The organism is Serratia sp. NA_13 (genome assembly GCF_052691735.1).
The window spans coordinates 36,138-54,617 of sequence record NZ_JBQZFV010000006.1; the positions used below are offsets into that span (position 1 = coordinate 36,138).

Sequence of the window (18,480 nt, forward strand, 5' to 3'; positions counted from 1 at the left end):
GTCAGCTCTCCTAAAATTATTAATGGAGAGCTGGGAGAATAGAGTTTATTTCAACGAATGGAGAATTTTTATCATCGAGTTATTTTTGGTTTTTTTTTAATTTATCGTAATAGATTGGCTCTGAAATTGGTGAGTCCCATATACTGATGTCTTTTTTATTAAATGGGATGCAATCCATAGCAATATTTTTTAAATGGTTTGTTTTTTTATCGTGCTCCTTGGTGTTATCTATTGTCAGCTTTAAGCTTTCCTTTCTGGCATGGATGATTGTAGTCGGGCAGATTAGTTGTGTGTTGCCTAAGGTGAAAATGCTAACGCCAGTGATAAAGAACCTATTAGGTATCTCTTGAAAGTATCTCGTGTTCCACAATTGTCCATTAAACATAGCGTGCGGATGGACATTTTCTTTAATATAAAAATCATGAGCACGCCAGTCGCTGATGCCTGATAGGTTCATTGTCATATTTATAATCATATTTGGTATAGGGCGAAATATCATAGATAAAAAAACTAAAGTTGTAATAATTGATATCAAAATGATAGTTATAGCACGAAATAAATCGCCATTTTTCTTCTCATTGATGTAAATCGCACCGGGTAAAATGCTTAATGTGGAGAATGCTATGGCGACAGCAGTCAGTAAACTTATCTGGGCGAAATCGCTACTACCTTCCGTGAACTCCAACTGATTTAAGAAAAACGAAAGTGGGAGCATTTGCACAACTGCAGGAGTAAGAAGCAGTAATGGCAATAGTATTTTTGTGGATGTTTTCTCTAAATTTCCTTTGGCCTCATTGTTATTCTGAAGGTAATGTTTCATTGGGTCTAAAATATTCTTTTTAGTGATGTAAAAACTAAATAATACGGATGCTATCAGAAAGGCTATAGTGGTTAAGTGTCCGTTAAAATTAAAGTAATAATAAGAAAAAAAACATAAGGACAATAAAAAACATAATCCAAGGCTGTTCAGTAGACCAGTAATGGAAAAGCCATGGGTTATTTTATTGTGTTCTACTAATTCCTTTTCATAGTGGGAGAATATAAGTACCATCATAAATGACGATGAAAATATTAACACACTAAAACCTAAGAGTGATAGTATGGCGAACCCAAATATGAAAGCTATAGCCGAGCTGGCACTAGTTGCGTCATAGAATATATCTAATCTGTCTAAGTTAGATAGATATAGCCATATTACTGCAAGAGTTAATCCTGTCATAAATGCCGATGATGAAATTACGGATAGGATGAATTTCTTGCTTGGGATTTTAAAGTGGCTGTTTTTCACTATATGACTTCCTTATCTGCTTATGTCCAATAAATGTACAGCTGCTGTTATGCTACAAATCAAGTTTAATATCAAATGCTCTATGTTTTTTACATTTATTGATTATTAACTTGCTAATTATATAGATAATATCGAAATGGAATTATTTCTAATTTGATATGAAATTATGTTTAGAAGCGTGCATTAGAGCGAGTTTGCCAGCTTCTTTAGCCAGTGCCGGTTGACAGGTAAAAACCACTACGCACTGATGTCACAGCAAGCTGTATTGATTCATGTATAATCTACCCATCTTTTTGCGCCCCTATTCAGGTTGTTGATATGGCTAACACAAACTTCTCTCAAACTGCTGCTTTCATTTGGTCGGTAGCCGACTTGCTTCGCGGTGATTTTAAGCAATCCCAGTACGGGCGGGTGATTTTGCCTTTTACGCTGCTGCGCCGTCTGGAGTGCGTGTTAGCGCCGAGTAAAGATGCCGTTGTGGCACAAGCGGAAAAGTTGAAGACCAGCCCGTTGCCGGAAGAAGGCAGGGATAAGTTTCTGTTACGTGCGACCAATGGCCTTTCGTTCTTTAATACCTCGCCGATGGATCTTGGCAAGATGGGGCAGAACGATATCAAAGCTAACCTGGAGAACTACGTTCAGTGTTTTTCCAAGGACGCGCGGGAAATCTTTGAGCACTTCAAATTTAGTGAATTTGTCAGCCTGTTGGATGATGCCAACCTGTTGTACAAGGTGGTTAAAAAATTCGCCACTACCGAGCTGAGCCCAAAAGCCATTTCTAACCATGATATGGGCCTGGTGTTTGAAGAGCTGATTCGCCGTTTTGCGGAAAGTTCGAATGAAACTGCCGGGGAGCACTTTACCCCGCGCGATATCGTGCGTTTAACCACTTCGCTGGTGTTTATGGAAGATAATGACGCCTTGTCGAAAGACGGCATCATCCGCACCATTTACGACCCAACAGCCGGTACCGGCGGTTTCCTTTCCTCTGGCATGGAATACGTGCACGAGTTGAACCCGAACGCAGTAATGCGTGCCTTCGGCCAAGAGCTAAACCCAGAGTCTTACGCCATCTGTAAAGCCGATATGCTGATCAAAGGGCAGGATGTCAGCCGTATCAAATTGGGGAATACGCTTTCCAACGACCAATTACCGCAGGACCAGTTCGACTACATGCTGTCTAACCCACCCTTTGGCGTGGATTGGAAAAAGATTGAAGGTGAGATTAACGACGAGCATCAGCAGAAAGGCTTTAACGGGCGCTTTGGCCCAGGCTTGCCGCGTGTCTCTGATGGTTCGCTGCTATTCCTGATGCACCTGATCAGCAAAATGCGTGATAGCCGTAACGCCGATGGCTCTGTGAGCAATGGCGGGCGAATCGGTATTATCCTCAACGGTTCCCCGTTATTTACCGGCGGGGCGGGCAGCGGTGAGAGTGAGATTCGCCGTTATATTCTGGAAGCCGATTTGCTGGAAGGCATTGTCGCGCTGCCAACAGATATGTTCTACAACACCGGCATTGCGACCTATGTGTGGATCCTGTCGAATAAGAAGGCGGCCGAGCGTAAAGGCAAAGTCCAACTGATTGATGGCACCCACCTGTGCGGCAAGATGCGTAAGTCATTAGGTTCTAAACGTAACCTGATGGGCGAGGACGATATCACGCTTATCACCCGCACCTTTGGTGACTTTGAAGTGGTGGATGCGACTGCTCTTGAAGATTTAGGCCTGGAAAAAGCGCCGGAGCAGAAATCTAACCGTGGCCGCCAATCGGCAACGGCGAAAACCGAAGCGCCAAAAACCTTCGCCAGCAAAATCTTTAACAGCACGGATTTTGGCTACCGCCGCCTGACCATAGAACGCCCGCTGCGTTTGTCTGCACAGGTCACTGATGAGGCCATTGCCACACTGCGCTTTGCTCCGAAGCCGTTTAATGCCTCCATGGAACGTCTGTATGAAGAGTTCTTCGCACAGTGGCAAAACGATAATTACGGTGACTTTAGCGAGCTGGAAGTTGAAGCCCGCGCCATTATCAAAGCGGAATTTGCTGAGCTGAAAGAGAAGCAAATTAAAGACCTGCTGGACAGCAAACTGTGGCTGGCACAGCGTGCCTTAATGGATAAAGCACAGCAAATCCAAACGGCGTTGGGGGCTAAAGCGGGCGGTAAATCACAGGTTAGCGATGACTTTAATGAGTTCCAACTCGCACTAAAAGGCGCAATTAAAGCGGCAGGCGTGAAGCTGGATACCAAAGAGAACAAACAGTTTATCGACGCTATCACCACCAAAAATCCCGCTGCTGAACCGGTAGTGAAAAAGGTGCTGAAAGAAGCCGCCCAGCCGTTGTACGGCGCGTTTGAATACCAAGGCAAAGTGGTGGAGTTTGAACAAGACGGTGAGCTTCGCGACAACGAAAACGTGCCGTTAAACCCAGAAGTGACTACCAGTGATTTGATCGAGAGCTACTTTAAAGTGGAAGTGCTGCCGCATGTGGCAGATGCCTGGATTAACGCCGATAAACGCGATGCAAAAGATAATGAAGTGGGTATTGTCGGTTATGAAATTCCGTTTAACCGCCACTTCTATGAATATCTGCCACCGCGTCCGTTGGAAGAGATTGATGCGGATCTGGATGCCGTCAGCGCCGAGATTATGAAGTTGCTGCAGGAGGTACATTCCTGATGGCTAAATATCAAGCTTATCCAGAGTATAAGGATTCTGGTGTTGAGTGGTTGGGGGATATTCCAGTTGATTGGCATATCACAAAATTAAAATTTATAGCTTCTTTATTGACGGCTAAATCTTCATTAGGCGATGATAAATTTGTCGGGTTAGAGAATGTGTCAAGTGGTGATGGTAAGTATATTGCCAAAGAGGAAAGTATCTCAGAAGGTACGTCGCTTTCTTTTAAAAAAAGTGATGTTCTCTTTGGAAAACTGAGGCCCTATCTTGCCAAATCATGGTTAGCCACTTTTTCTGGTGTATGTTCATCTGAGTTTTTAGTCCTCCGAACTGAAAAAGTACATCCGCGATTTCTGAATTATTACTCTTTAACAGCTAATTTTATTGATCAGGTAAATTCATCTACCTATGGTTCAAAGATGCCTCGCGCGAGTTGGGAGTTTATTAGCCTATTACCTGTGCCAACATGCTCGTTTATGCTATCTGAGAAGATTGCCACTTTCCTCGCTCACGAAACCGCAAAAATCGATAACCTGATCGAGAAGCAACAGCAACTGATTGAACTGCTAAAAGAAAAGCGTCAGGCAGTGATTAGCCATGCTGTGACTAAAGGGCTAAACCCCGATGTGCCAATGAGAGATTCTGGTGTTGAGTGGTTGGGGGAAGTACCGGAGCATTGGGATGTATGCGCTATAAAAAATATAGTTTCAACACCAATCACCGATGGTCCTCATGAAACACCAAATTTCATTGATGAGGGTGTTCCATTTATTTCTGCGGAGGCTATATCATCCGGGATAATAGACTTTGAGAAAAAGAGGGCATGTATCTCTATTAAAGATCACATAAGGTTTAGCAAAAAATACACCCCTAAATTTAATGATATATACATGGTTAAATCAGGAGCAACGACAGGAGTTACTGCGATCGTTGAGACTGATAGTGAGTTTAATATATGGTCCCCATTGGCTGTGATTAGATGTGATGCCTTATCCCATCCATATTTTGTATTGAATTTTCTGAGGTCAAACCCATTTCAAACAGCTGTTGAGTTAAACTGGAGTTTTGGTACTCAGCAAAATATTGGTATGGGTGTTATAGGCAATCTGCGTATAACTCGCCCCCCAATTTCTGAAGCTATTGATATTGCTAAGCACCTTCAGTTTAAATGTTCTAAGATTGAAATGCTGATTAGCATGGCTATTAGTCAAATATCTCTTATGCAAGAACGCCGCACTGCCCTTATCTCCGCGGCCGTCACCGGCAAAATCGACGTACGCAATTGGGTCGCACCAGAAGCCGAAAAAGCAGAGGTATCACAGGAGGTCACCGCATGAGTATGGACACCACCAAAGAGGCAATCTTCCAAAATGAGATGATTGCTCAAATGGTTGCCAAGGGATGGATTATCGGCAAATCTGACGGTTACGATCGCGAACGTGCTTTGTATGCGCAAGATGCGATTGCTTTTGTGCAAAACACCCAGCCGCTGGAGTGGGAAAAATTTTCCAAGGTTTACCCGACCGATACCGAGCGCCATTTCCTCGATGCGTTGGTGACCCAACTAAAAAAAGCGGATAACAACGCCACCGATATGCTTTCGCGCACTTACGGCACGCTGGGCGTATTGCGCCACGGAATCAAAAGCCATAACGCACGATTTTCCCTGTGCCAGTTTAAGCCCGAACATAATCTCAACCCGGAAACGCTGGCGCGCTATCAGCAGAACATCTGCCGCATTGTGCCGGAACTGGTTTATAGCCCCTATGCCAACAAAGCGGCATTTGATGAAACAGGGGCAAAAGCCAAGAATTGGCGAATCGATCTGGTGCTGTTTGTTAATGGCTTGCCGATAGCCACGCTGGAGCTGAAATCTGAGTTTAAGCAGGCGGTGCAAAACGCGATTAAACAATATAAGAAAACGCGTTTGCCGAAAGATCCGGTTACCAACAAGCCGGAGCCGCTGCTCACCTTCAAGCGTGGTGCGCTGGTGCACTTTGCCGTCAGTCAGTACGAAGTGTTTATGGCTACCAAACTGGCGGGTGATGACACCTTCTTCCTGCCGTTTAACAAAGGTACCCAAGCCGGCGGTGCGGGGAACGATATCCCTGAAGACCCCAATCGCTATGCCACCGACTACCTGTGGAATGAAGTTCTGCTGCCAGACAACCTGCTGAAAATTCTCGCCAGTTTTGTGCATCTGCAAATCGAAGAAAAAGAAGAGTGGAACGGGCTGAAAGGCAAGAAAGAGAGTCTGATTTTCCCGCGTTATCACCAGTGGGACGTGGTGAATAAACTGATTAGCGCGGCCACGGTGGAAGGAACGGGGCATAAATACCTTATTCAGCACAGCGCCGGTTCCGGGAAATCGAACTCTATCGCCTGGACGGCACATCAGCTTTCCACGCTATACGACGAGAAAGGCGAGAAGCAGTTCCATTCGGTGATTGTGGTCACGGACCGCACGGTACTGGACGATCAGCTTCAAGACACCATTTACCAGTTTGAACACGCGGACGGCGTGGTCGGGCGCATCAATAATAAAGAAGGCGATGGTTCGAAGTCGGAGAAACTCGCCAACGCGCTGGAAAACTCACAGCCGATTATTATCGTTACCATCCAGACCTTCCCGTTCGTGCTGAAAGCCATAGAAAACAGCGTCAGCCTCAAGCAGCGTAAATATGCGGTGATCGCCGATGAAGCGCACTCATCGCAAAGCGGCTCCACGGCGCGTCAGTTGAAAGAAGTGCTGATGACGGAAGAGGCGGATGATGATGTCGAGTTGTCGTCGGAAGATATTCTTGATGCTACCGTCGCCTCGCGCAAAGGTAGCAGCAATCTTAACTACTATGCATTTACCGCCACGCCAAAAGCCAAAACCCTCGAGTTGTTTGGCCGTCGTCCTAACCCTCTTGAACCGGCATCGAAAACCAATAAGCCAGAAGCTTTCCATGTTTACTCTATGCGCCAGGCAATTGAAGAAGGTTTTATTCTGGACGTGCTGAAGAATTACACCAACTACAAAGTGGCATACAAGCTGCTGCAAAAGTTGGACGATCCCGATCGAGAAGTCGACAGCAAAAAAGCCAAAATCAAACTGAACCAGTGGGTGACGCTGCACGACCATAACGTTGCCCAAAAAGTAAAAGTGATCGTTGAGCACTTCCGCAAGCATGTGATGCATTTGCTGGGTGGGCAGGCCAAAGCGATGGTGGTGACCAGTTCACGTAAAGCGGCGGTGCGCTATAAGCTGGCGTTTGATAAATACATTGCCGAGAATCACTACGCGAAGATCAATGCGATGGTGGCATTCTCTGGCGAGGTGGAGTTTGTTGAAAATGACCACAATAGCCTTGCGCTGCTGAATCAAAAGTTTACCGAAATGAATATGAACCCAGGGCTGAAAGGCCGGGACATGCGTAAAGCTTTTGATAGCGAAGATTATCAGGTGATGCTGGTGGCAAATAAATTCCAGACCGGCTTTGACCAACCAAAATTATGCGCCATGTATGTGGATAAAGCGCTTGGCGGTGTGGAGTGTGTACAAACGCTGTCGCGTCTCAACCGTACTTATCCAGGCAAAGCGCAGTCGGGCACTTTTGTGCTGGATTTCTATAACGAGCCAGATGAGATCCTTGCCGCTTTCCAACCTTACTACCAAACGGCAGAACTGGCGGATGTCAGCGATCCCCAACTAGTCTTTGAATTATTTGAGAAACTGCGTACCAGCGGCATATTCCTGTGGAACGAAGTCGAACAGTTCTGCGAGGCTTTCTTTACCAAAAACAAATCCAATGCGGCGATCAGTAATATCTGCAAGCCGGCCGTTGAACGTTGGAAGAAGCGCTATACCTCGGCTATCGATGCCTACGTGCTGGCAAAAGAGATCTTTGAACGCACGAAAAAAACCAACGATGTGGTGTTGATCACCAATGCTGAAAACAGCTTCAAAGACTGCAAACAAGAAAAAGACAAGCTGGATATCTTCAAAAAAGATCTCGGCAGTTTTGTCCGTTTCTACGAGTTTATGTCACAAATCGTTGAGTACGATGACAAGGATCTGGAAAAACTGAGTCTGTTTTCCCGACATCTACGTCCGCTGTTGCACGAACAGCGTATAGAAGAAGATGAGATTGATTTAAGCAATGTGGATATGAGCCATTACCGTCTCTCGAAAATCCACGAACAGCATCTCAAGCTTCAGGAAGATGCCGAAGACTATAAAATCGAGCCGGGTAATGACATCGGCACAGCCAAGCCGAAGGATAAGAAAGAAGAGTTCCTGTCGAACATTCTGGCGCGCCTTAACGACCTGTTTATGACTGATAATCTCAGTGATAAAGACATGATCAACTACGCGTTTACCGTACGCGACAAGCTATCGGAAAACCAAGCGGTGATGACGCAGATAGCCAACAACACCCGCGAACAGGCCATGCTGGGGGATTTCCCAAAAGCCATTGATGATGCGGTCATGGACAGTAATGAAGCTCAGCACGAAATGATGGTGCAGTATCTGTCCAACCCAGAGCTCGCCAAGGGATTTGCCCGCGTGGTGTTTGATATGCTGAAAGGCGCTTAAGATTGATTAGGCAGTGGCTAGCAGCCTTGATGTTAACGTCTTGGCTGCCGTAGTTTTGTAGTAATAGTACCGGTTTTCTTTCAAATAAAAATGTCACCGTACAGGAACTATCGTGATGGATATCGTTGCCGATGTTGAAGCAGGTAAGCTGACTCTCAGTGAATTGATTAACTCTCTGGCCGTATACAAAGATTATTCTCATTCAGAGTGGAATAGCCGTTATCGTGAATTTACGGCATTGCTGCAACAAACCCAGACATTTTCAGAGCCGGAGACGGATGATCTGGTTAAACGGCTTTGGTATGAGCGTGATAACGGAATTGCCAGTATCCGCCAGGGTGTTCCGTCGTTGGCCGAGTTCCAGCAAAGTCTCCCATTACTCAGAGAACTGACCGAGCGTATTCATCGTCAACCCGACGAACAAACTTACCAATATGTAGAAGCTGCCTTGCAGCAAGCCAAGGAGACTGGGCAGCTCAAGCGGATGTATTGGAGTTTGAGAAATCGCGTCTTTGCTGCCTTTACTCCGGCAACCTGTACCAGCACGGTAGACGAGAATGCGTTTACCAAAACCGCGATGTTTTTGAATGAGCAATTCTCGCTTGGCCTGACGCTTGCTGGCGATTGGCTGCAGAAAAACCATGAATTGAAGGGCGCGATTAACAGGCAACTGCCAGATGCGGACCCTTACTATGTGAACATGGCGATCTGGCATCTCTATGAGCTGCTGCGTGAGCGTGACAGCGAGCAAAAACAAGAGAAAATGGTTAGCAGCGCAGTCACGGTGAGCAATGAAGTGGTGAGCGTGACGATACCGCAGCATTCACCCGTCAATATGATCTACTTTGGCCCTCCGGGAACCGGGAAGACCTTCATCTTGCAGCAAAAAATGAAGGAGTACACCACGCAGGCCGCTCCCGCCGATTATGATGCCTGGCTAGATTCTCGCCTTGAATCACTTAACTGGATGCAGGTGACAGCGCTAATCTTATTGGATCTGAAGAAACGCGCCAAAGTTCGCCAATTGACTGAGCACCAGTGGTTCCAACGGAAAGCCTTATTGAATGGTCGCAGCAGTAATTTATCGCAAACGGCTTGGGCCACGCTGCAATCTTTTACCGTGCCGGAATCCACCACGGTTGAATATAAAAACCGCCGTGAGCCTACGATTTTCAATAAAACGGCCGAGAGTGAGTGGTTCTTGGTTAAGTCGCAGCTAGAGCAAGTGGAAGATCTTGTTTCACTCTATGATGAGTTAAAACAAGGGCCGCAAACAGCGGAGGCCATTCAGCGGTTTGCCGTGGCCACCTTCCATCAGTCTTATGGCTATGAAGAGTTCATTGAAGGGATGCGCGCGCGCGCCGACGAGGGCGGAAATATCTCTTATCCTATTGAGCCCGGTATTTTCATGCGGTTATGCCAACGTGCTAAAGCCGATCCGGCGCATCGCTATGCCATTTTTATTGATGAGATCAATCGTGGCAATATCTCCAAGATTTTCGGTGAGCTGATTTCGCTGATTGAGATCGACAAGCGCGCCGGTATGAGCAATGCGATGAGCCTGCAGTTGTCTTACAGCGGCCAGACATTCAGTGTGCCTGGCAACGTCGATATCGTTGGGGCAATGAATACCGCAGACCGTTCGTTGGCGTTGATGGACACGGCATTGCGCCGTCGCTTTGACTTTGTCGAGATGATGCCGGACCTTTCATTGCTCAGTGGGGCCACAGTAAAAGGTATTGAGCTTGAATCGTTATTAGAGAAACTGAATAGCCGAATCGAGGCGCTTTACGATCGTGAGCATACGTTAGGGCATGCGTTCTTTATGCCGGTAAAAAAAGCCTGCGATGCGAAGGATGAAGAGAAGGCATTTAAACAGCTGAAGGCGGCATTCCAGAAAAAGATCATTCCTTTATTGCAGGAATATTTCTTCGACGATTGGAACAAAATACGGTTGGTGTTGGCGGATAATCAGAAGCAAGACGATAACCTACAGTTTGTCATTGAGAAAACCGACGATCTAGACATGCTGTTTGGTGCTGAACACGCTTTACGGCGTCACGATCAGCAATCAACAACCTACCAATTACAAGCTTTTGATGAAGAAGTCTGGAATATGCCCCAGGCTTACCGTGCAATTTATCAACCCGAAGAAGCTGCCCCTGTTACACAGGCTGCGCAAAATGGGTGAGGTGATCTCTGTTTTTGAGTATGACCTGTTAGGTGTTGAAAAAGAAACGCCGGCGGGTGCTGTTCCTCTTCCTCGTGAGGTATTCCATTATTTAGAATCGCTTAGCCTGACCAGCGAGAAGGGGAGCCAACTGCTCAAACTCACCTCACGCTCTGGGTGCCGGTTGCTTCAAGTACAGAATTACGCAGGGATATTTTATACCCCCTATGGCCTGCAGCTTGAAGTTTTGCCCAAGATAGGCAAAAACCTTTCGCGTGGGCACGCACGTGAAACTTTGCTGATTATGCTGAGCCATCTGTCTGGTTTTCGGCATATCCAAACTCAGCAGGCTTCAGTTCATGCGCAACGAATGCCTTTGCTAGAGATTTTTATTAACCAGTTTTTGCATAGCGTTAGCCAACTGCTTAAGCAGGGCCTGCGCTCAGACTATGTGAATGAACAGGGTAATTTACCCTTCATGAAAGGCAAGCTGATGCTGTCCGCTCAGTTGCGGCATAACATTGTGGATCGTCATAAATTCTGTGTCGATTACGATGACTATTTGCCCGACTGTGCTGCCAATAGGCTCTTACACTCAGCACTTCATAAGCTAGGCAGCCTTAGTCTGTCATCAGAGAATCAGCGCTGGCTACAGGAAATGCGCTTTGCTTTTGATGGGGTTCCGTTTAGCCGAGATATTGATGGGGATATATCGAGCCTGCGCCTGGATCGCAGTATGGGTCATTATCATGAACCGCTTGCATGGGCGCAATTGATATTGCACGGAATGAGCCCGAGTGCTTTGCAAGGGGATGCTAAAGCCTTATCGCTGTTGTTCCCTATGGAGGCAGTGTTTGAGTCTTTTGTCGCGCAGACTCTTGCTGATGAGTTGCCACACGGCTTCAAATTGAAGCCGCAGGCTGCGAGCTATTCGTTGGTTAAACATGGTGAGAGGGACTGCTTTAAGCTGCGCCCAGATTTGTTGATTCAGTCACGCCATCCGGTAAAAACCACGATGGTGTTGGATACCAAATGGAAGTTGGTGAATAGAAATTCTCAGGAGAAACCCCTTTACGGAATAGCGCAATCCGATTTCTATCAAATGTTTGCATACGGCCAAAAGTATCTTGATGGCGACGGTGACATGTATTTGATCTACCCGGCACACGATGACTTCAATCATCCGATACCGCAGCATTTTGCTTTCTCAGATACATTGCGGTTATGGGTGGTACCTTATCGGATCACAGCAAAGCGTGGTCAGAGGATGATGTGGGGGAAAGATGATCCTTTTCTAGACCCGTCTCTTTAAACACCACCCCCGAACACTTCTACTCAAATAGTTTTTGAATAATGGCTATTTAAAGCTCGCCTCTTTCAGCTCTAATTTCACCATCAAAGTCTGGTTCAGCGCTTTCCCATCAACCCCACTGTGTATCCTGCGGTGGCATGTAGGGCAGATAGCACCCACCCACTGAGGGTGATCGGGGCCTTCATCGGCTAAGCGTTTTGTGTGGTGAGGCTCCAGGTAGGGTTCGCCATTCTTTTTCTGGAACGGGGCTGGTTGCTCGCATGATTCACAGATGCCGCTAGCGCGTTGCAGCACGTATTTTTTTACGTCCTCGCTGCGCTTGAACCAGGAATTCTTGCTGTCACTCTCTTTGCGCTGGCCTGTCATCATGGATGATTTTATCGCCTTGGCACGCAGCTGTTCGAGCGTTTCTTTCTTTTGTACTACTTCTGATGCAGTGGTGTCATTGTCAACGTCTTGAGCAGAAGATACCCGGAATAAGTTAAAAACGATCCCTTGCCTCATGTTTTTAGCGGTATCTAGACAATGGGTGTAATTCCATGAATCGCACTCAAACAATCCAACAAATTTTACGCCAGTACGTTTTTTATTATATTCAAATAAAAGTATATCCCTACCATTATCTTTATGGTCTCGGACGTGTTTATTACCGTTGGTAAACGCCATATCACCGTTTTGACCTTCTCCCGTGTAGGAGAAGTGGTCGTCGGTAGACCATCCATCTTTGTACCCATGAGTTTCGCCAATCTCACCAGTAAAAATGAAGATCACGGGGAATTCTTTTGGTGTGGATATTCCACCCTGCTCTTGTCCACCGTAGAGGTCGTGGATCGCCTTGCGTTTGTAAACTTCCCCTTTAACTAAATGCTCAAGAGGATGTGGCGTTTCTACGATCTCGAAACCGAGGTTTTTAAGCGCTTGGATAGCGCTCTTAGCACCACTGTTAGAATTTATTTTTTCGAATGGTATTCCGAACTGCTCAATATAAGCTGCCGCGACGATACCTTTGATATCGTACTTTGCGTTATTATAAAGAAGCTCACATTTTTTAATTCGTTTGACTTTGTATTTTTCTAGGAAGGCATCACGGCCTAGTAATTTATATTCTTCGATGGCTTTTAAAACAGCATCTTTCGAAGATAACGTCTCTATCTTAGTAGGCAAAACCATCCCCTCATTGCAGAATAGATTCTGATCAATGCGTTTGCGTACTGCCAGCGGCCATGCGTCGTCACCCAGCAGTTAACTCATCGATTTATCGAATGCGTTAACTATGCCAGGTCACGGGGGAAATGCCTACCTTCGTGAATGTGTTTATCGTGATGTGTCAGTCAGATCTATGAGATTTACCGGAGTGATAAGAACGGCACAAAACTAATACCGTTCTTATTATTTACTTTTACCTTATCAGCTCTGGCATTCCATCTCGCGCAGCGCGCGGCCATAGAGGTTGCACAGCGCAGGCACCAAGTGAGCCGTTGCGTTGAGGTAATGATTCAGCTGTTTCCACTGGATGTCATCGGGTTGCGGGTGCTTTTGCATAAGTTCACCAAACAGCGACAGGCCGTGGCAGAGCCCTTCGGCCTGTTCGGCGGAGAGGGCGGCAAGGTCTAGGAGTTGTGTCGAGTCTAAGGTACTGAGATCGAGCTGGTTGAACAGTTGGCGATAGAGGGTGAGGGTACTTGGCGCTGCTTCAGAAGTTTTCGTTGAGGAGGTGTTTTCCATATCGGTCATTTCCATTGGGGGAGAAATACCGCTACCAGAAGAGACGCTAAACTCGGGGGTGGTAGCTCGAGCGGCGTTAGCGTAACCGGCCCCAACGGATCCCGGCCTTCCCGGAGGAAGCACCACCCGAGCCACCATTGTTTGGGTGCGCATCGGCATGCCCGAATTTATACCATATTCGAGCAGGGTTGGGGGATTCGGAACGCTAACTCCGGCTGCGATTGTGCCGCAGCCAGGAGACTATAGCGCTGTTGGAAAAGTGAAAAAATAACCTGTATGAAATTACAGTAAACTATCTGCCAAATATGGAATACGGCTCGCAGTTAATGATGCCACATTTTTATATTTATTTGCTTGGTGAATATATTTGTTTTTATCAAAAGTAATAATTATTAAAACGCAGGGCGTAGAAATTATTAGGAAAATGGTTGTCATTAATTAATATGATTAATTCATTGATAATGTATGTATTTATTCTAATGGATAAATATATCATCTGGACTGTGTGAAAAATGATCGTTAATATTCCGTTTCCATATAGTCATAGGGAATTTGACTTATGCTAACTACAGAGCAAAAAAACCAACAGGTGGAAGAAGGTACGTTACGTCTAATGACGCTTGGCGAGATCACCATGGCTCGCCGGGTTTTCGGTAAATCAGTCACCTACAGCCGTGTATGGGTTCATTGTAATAGTTACTTGCCGTTCGGCCTGCAAGGTAAGCACGTTGGCATGTCGCCCAACGGCGAGATCTATTTTCGTAAAGAGGAGTACGAAGTAGACTTCTCTCGGATAAAGAAGTATGAAAAACAGCATTTATTTATCCATGAACTGGCTCATGTCTGGCAGCACCAGCATGGTCAATGGGTACGCCTTAGGGGCGCTTTTAGCTGGGCAGCTAATTACAACTATAGATTGGATGTGAATAAGACACTCACAAACTACTCTTTGGAACAGCAAGCTTCGATCATTGCAGATTACTGGCTATTAATATGTTATGGCTATGATACTTGGGGAGATGGTCTTGGGTGGCTTGTGAAGTATGTTGGTCCTCAAGATAGCGCCATTCGTTTCAAGTATGAGCAGGTCTTGGCCAAATTTCTACGTCAGAGGTAATAATGAAACGAATTTTTATACTTGCGTTACCTTTCCTGCTCGCCGGCTGTCCGTCGATAGCCGATCGTATTCCTGTAGACTACCCCGCAACCATTAGCCTGCGCGCCGGCGCAGTGTGCGTGACCGTGATGCCGGAAGGGGATGAGAAGTTAGCGAGCATCTCGATTTACCGACTGGATGATGCGGAGCATCGTGATTTCAAATTCTTCGACCCGCTGCGCGATATCACGCCTAATCAGTGCGTCCCTTATGAAGACTACGTATTTGTGCCAGGGCAGGAATATCATTTCTCAGTGAAACTGTTATCCCCTAAAAAGCGACTGGCGGGGGTTTTTCCCTCTGCGCGTAAGTTCGAAACCACATTCGCGCTCAGTCAGGTGAACGGGGCTTTGCAGGTTGAAGCACTTCCCAATCTGCGTTAAGCCAACCGCAGGAACCTGAGGATCTCAGGCCCCTTGTCGCCAACCCAACCTACCCCAAATCCCCCCCATTACTCGCAATCACCTTCTTATACCACCAGAAGGATTTCTTGCGCGTGCGGGCGAGGGTGCCGTTGCCTTGGTCGTCGCGGTCGACGTAAACAAAGCCGTAGCGTTTGCTCATTTCGCCGGTTGAGGCCGCCACCAGGTCAATGCAGCCCCAGGTGGTGTAGCCCATCACCGGCACGCCGTCGGCGATGGCGTCGGCCATGGCGCGGATGTGTTCCCGCAGGTAGCTGATGCGGTAATCGTCCTCAATCTCGCCTGCGGCATTGAACTCGTCGTGTGCGCCGAGGCCGTTTTCCACCAGGAACAGCGGTTTTTGGTAGCGGTCGTACATCATGTTCATGGTGATGCGCAAACCCAACGGATCGATGCCCCAGCCCCAGTCGCTACGCGGCACGTGAGGGTTTGGCAGCGATTTCACCACGTTGGCGGCGCTGCTGTTGTTGTCGTTCATATCGGCAGAAGCGCAGCGCGAGGCGTAATAGCTGAAGGAGACGAAATCGACCGTGTTCTTCAGGATCTCGGCATCGCCTTCCTCCATCGCGATGCGCACGCCTTTTTCGCGGAACACCCTGGCGGAGTAAGAGGGGTAAGCGCCACGGGCCTGTACGTCGATAAAGAACAGGTTCTCGCGGTCTTTCTCCAGCGCGGCCCACACGTCTTCCGGCTTGCTGGACCACGGATAGAAATTGCCGCCCGCCAGCATGCAGCCCACCTGGTTGGCGGGGTTCACCTCATGCGCGATGCGGGTCGCCAGCGCGCTGGCCACCAGTTCGTGGTGCGCGGCCTGGTATTTCACCTGCTCGGGGTTTTCGTCGGCCTCGAACACCAGCCCGGCGCCGGAAAACGGGCTGTGCAGCACAATGTTGATTTCATTGAAGGTGAGCCAGTATTTCACCAGCCCGTCGAAGGCTTCGAAGCAGGTGCGGGCATAACGGGTGAAAAACTCCACCATCTTGCGGTTGCGCCAGGAGCCGTATTCGGTCACCAGGTGCATTGGCACGTCGAAATGGCACAGGGTGACCAGCGGCTCGATGCCGTATTTGCGGCACTCCTCGAACAGGCTGCGGTAGAAGGCAATGCCCTGCGGGTTGGGCGTCAGTTCGTCGCCATTCGGGTAAAGCCGGCTCCAGGCGATGGAGGTGCGGAATACGCTAAAGCCCATCTCTGCCATCAGCGCAATGTCGTCGCGGTAGCGGTGGTAAAAATCAATGGCGTCGTGGCTTGGGTAAAACTCGTCTTCACGCAGGGTAAAGCGCTTCTCCAAGCCGAGTTTTACCGGCATGCGGTTGGGGCCGTGCGGGAGCATGTCGACCGTGGTCAGCCCTTTCCCGCCCTCCAGATAACCCCCTTCAGACTGGTTGGCGGCCAAGGCGCCGCCCCATAAAAACCCTTGCGGGAATGTTGAATCAGACATGCAATCCTCAATAATTACCCGTCATACTTGAAGCTGCCTCTGTGTTGGCTGCGCTCAGTTACGTGGCCCGTCCATGGGCCACGCCCCTTCGGGGCCGCTGCAAGCAGCGTTCAAATCTGCTCCTGGCAGATTTGTCACCCGAATCACTTACTTGTGTAAGCTCATCGGGATTCGCTCTCTTGCCGTCTGAATGCAACTCCAATTATCTAGGGTAAAAAATAGTGTGTTAATGGGTCGCGTTAGCGGTATTCGCCGCAGGCGAAGTGGCCGCCGGGCTGGCTGCTTCGCTTTCCGGGATGTCTTCGAAGCCCAACAGCAGCGTGAGCACGAACGACAGCACCACGGCAAGTACCATCACGCCGCCGACCCAGACAATGCTCATCGGGTTGGCTGGGTCGAAGAACTGCACGCTGGTGAACAGGCCGGGGGAAGCCATCGAATGGCTGGCTAATCCGCCAATGCCGGCGACGGCCCCGCAGATAAAGCCGCTGATCAAACTGGCGATTAACGGGCGTTTAAGCCGCACCGCCACACCATACAGCGCCGGTTCGGAAATCCCCGCCACAATGGCGGAGGCGGCAGCGGCCAGTGCGGTCTGGCGCAGTTCGCGGTTTTTGGTTTTGAACGCCACCGCCAGCGAAGAGCCGCCGAGCGACAGGTTGGCACCAATCTCCGCAGGCATCACCATGCCCTCTTTGCCGGTCTCGGCGATGGTCTGAATAATGGTCGGCGTGAACACGCGGTGCATGCCGGTCATCACCAGCAGCGGCCAGATGGCCCCCATAATGGCGACGGAAAGCCAGCCCAAATAGCCGTGCACGGTGTACACCAGCGCCGAAATACCGCTGCCGATCCAGATGCCCAGCGGGCCGATAAACACAATCGCGATCGGCGCGGCGAGCAGCACAATCAGCATCGGTTTGAGGAAGTTCTTGGTCACCGCCGGGGTGATGCGGTCAACCCATCGTTCGATATACGACAGGATCCAGGTCATCACCAGTGCCGGGATCACCGTATAGGTGTATTTCACCGCCGTCACCGGGATGTAGGCGAACTCCACGGCCTGGCCCTGCGCCGCCTTGGCCATCAGATCGATAAAGTTGGGGTGCAGCAGCACGCCGGCAATGGCGATCGCCAGCGACATGTTGGTTTTGAACTTCAGCGCCGCAGAGGCGGCGACCATCACCGGCAGGAAGAAGAACGCGCCGTCGCCGATCACGTTCAGGATGATCAGGGTCGAGGAGCCTTTTTCGAACACGCCGGCCATATCCAGCATCATCGCCAGCAGCTTCACCATCGAGCCGCCGATAATCGCGGGGATCAACGGCGACATGGTGCCCACCAGCGCATCGAGAATGCCGGCACCGATGCCTTTCAGGGTGATTTTGCGTTTTGCGGGCGCGGCGGCGGGGGCGTTACCCGGCAGGCCGAGCGCCAGCACCGCCTGATAAGCCTTCGACACTTCATTGCCGATAATCACCTGGCATTGCTCGCCGCTGTGCACCACGCCCAGCACGCCATTGATCGCTTTTAGTGCAGGGGTGTCGATCAGCGCCTTGTCTTTAACAACGAATCTCAGGCGGGTCATGCAGTGCGTCACGGCGTCGATGTTGCCGAGGCCGCCCACCGCATTCACGATGGCCTGCGAGATCTCTGTGTAGTTCTTCGACATGAAATATCGTCTCTTAAGATATGGATTCGG

12 protein-coding genes are annotated in these 18,480 nt (G+C 48.6%); 7 read left to right on the top strand and 5 right to left on the bottom strand.

Features of this window, described 5'->3' with window-relative positions; all coding sequences use genetic code 11:
• Positions 1-79: 79 nt before the first annotated feature.
• Positions 80-1,288: a hypothetical protein gene (locus ACUTSU_RS11105; protein ID WP_445654168.1), complete on the bottom strand. Its 1,209-nt coding sequence runs from the start codon at positions 1,286-1,288 to the stop codon at positions 80-82.
• 318 nt (positions 1,289-1,606) lie between these two features.
• Here ACUTSU_RS11105 and ACUTSU_RS11110 point away from each other — a divergent pair, with 318 nt between their 5' ends.
• The 5 genes from ACUTSU_RS11110 (at position 1,607) to ACUTSU_RS11130 (ending at position 12,034) form a co-directional block, all read left to right on the top strand.
• Positions 1,607-3,970: a type I restriction-modification system subunit M gene (locus ACUTSU_RS11110; RefSeq protein ID WP_445654169.1), complete on the top strand. Its 2,364-nt coding sequence runs from the start codon at positions 1,607-1,609 to the stop codon at positions 3,968-3,970.
• Positions 3,970-5,307: a restriction endonuclease subunit S gene (locus ACUTSU_RS11115; RefSeq protein ID WP_445654170.1), complete on the top strand. Its 1,338-nt coding sequence runs from the start codon at positions 3,970-3,972 to the stop codon at positions 5,305-5,307. Before ACUTSU_RS11110 ends, ACUTSU_RS11115 begins: the two co-directional genes overlap by 1 nt.
• Complete coding sequence (locus tag ACUTSU_RS11120; RefSeq protein WP_445654171.1) at positions 5,304-8,552, top strand: type I restriction endonuclease subunit R; 3,249 nt, start codon at positions 5,304-5,306, stop codon at positions 8,550-8,552. The genes ACUTSU_RS11115 and ACUTSU_RS11120 overlap by 4 nt, the downstream gene beginning before the upstream one ends.
• Before the next feature lie 115 nt (positions 8,553-8,667).
• The gene (locus ACUTSU_RS11125; RefSeq protein ID WP_445654207.1) at positions 8,668-10,743 is read left to right on the top strand and encodes an McrB family protein; all 2,076 of its coding nucleotides are present in this window, start codon (positions 8,668-8,670) and stop codon (positions 10,741-10,743) included.
• Positions 10,736-12,034 carry an McrC family protein gene (locus ACUTSU_RS11130; protein WP_445651242.1) on the top strand — a complete coding sequence of 433 codons (1,299 nt, stop codon included), beginning with the start codon at positions 10,736-10,738 and terminating at the stop codon, positions 12,032-12,034. The genes ACUTSU_RS11125 and ACUTSU_RS11130 overlap by 8 nt, the downstream gene beginning before the upstream one ends.
• A 45-nt stretch (positions 12,035-12,079) precedes the next feature.
• Here the strand turns inward: ACUTSU_RS11130 and ACUTSU_RS11135 are convergent, their stop codons facing one another.
• Positions 12,080-13,198, bottom strand: coding sequence for an HNH endonuclease (locus ACUTSU_RS11135; protein ID WP_445651243.1), 1,119 nt, complete (start codon positions 13,196-13,198; stop codon positions 12,080-12,082).
• Positions 13,199-13,441: 243 nt separating this feature from the next.
• Complete coding sequence (locus ACUTSU_RS11140; protein ID WP_445651244.1) at positions 13,442-13,918, bottom strand: ash family protein; 477 nt, start codon at positions 13,916-13,918, stop codon at positions 13,442-13,444.
• Positions 13,919-14,318: 400 nt separating this feature from the next.
• Here ACUTSU_RS11140 and ACUTSU_RS11145 point away from each other — a divergent pair, with 400 nt between their 5' ends.
• Positions 14,319-14,876: a type IV secretion protein Rhs gene (locus tag ACUTSU_RS11145; protein WP_445651245.1), complete on the top strand. Its 558-nt coding sequence runs from the start codon at positions 14,319-14,321 to the stop codon at positions 14,874-14,876.
• Between the two features lie 2 nt (positions 14,877-14,878).
• On the top strand, positions 14,879-15,298 hold the full coding sequence (locus ACUTSU_RS11150; protein ID WP_445654172.1) for a putative T6SS immunity periplasmic lipoprotein: 420 nt from the start codon (positions 14,879-14,881) through the stop codon (positions 15,296-15,298).
• A 49-nt stretch (positions 15,299-15,347) separates the two neighbouring features.
• On the opposite strand, the gene ACUTSU_RS11155 is transcribed toward ACUTSU_RS11150, so the two are convergent.
• Positions 15,348-16,778, bottom strand: coding sequence for a 6-phospho-beta-glucosidase (locus ACUTSU_RS11155; protein ID WP_445654173.1), 1,431 nt, complete (start codon positions 16,776-16,778; stop codon positions 15,348-15,350).
• A 226-nt stretch (positions 16,779-17,004) separates the two neighbouring features.
• Entirely contained in the window at positions 17,005-18,450 is a 1,446-nt protein-coding gene (ascF, locus tag ACUTSU_RS11160) for a PTS cellobiose/arbutin/salicin transporter subunit IIBC (RefSeq protein ID WP_445654174.1), read from the bottom strand.
• Positions 18,451-18,480: the final 30 nt, after the last annotated feature.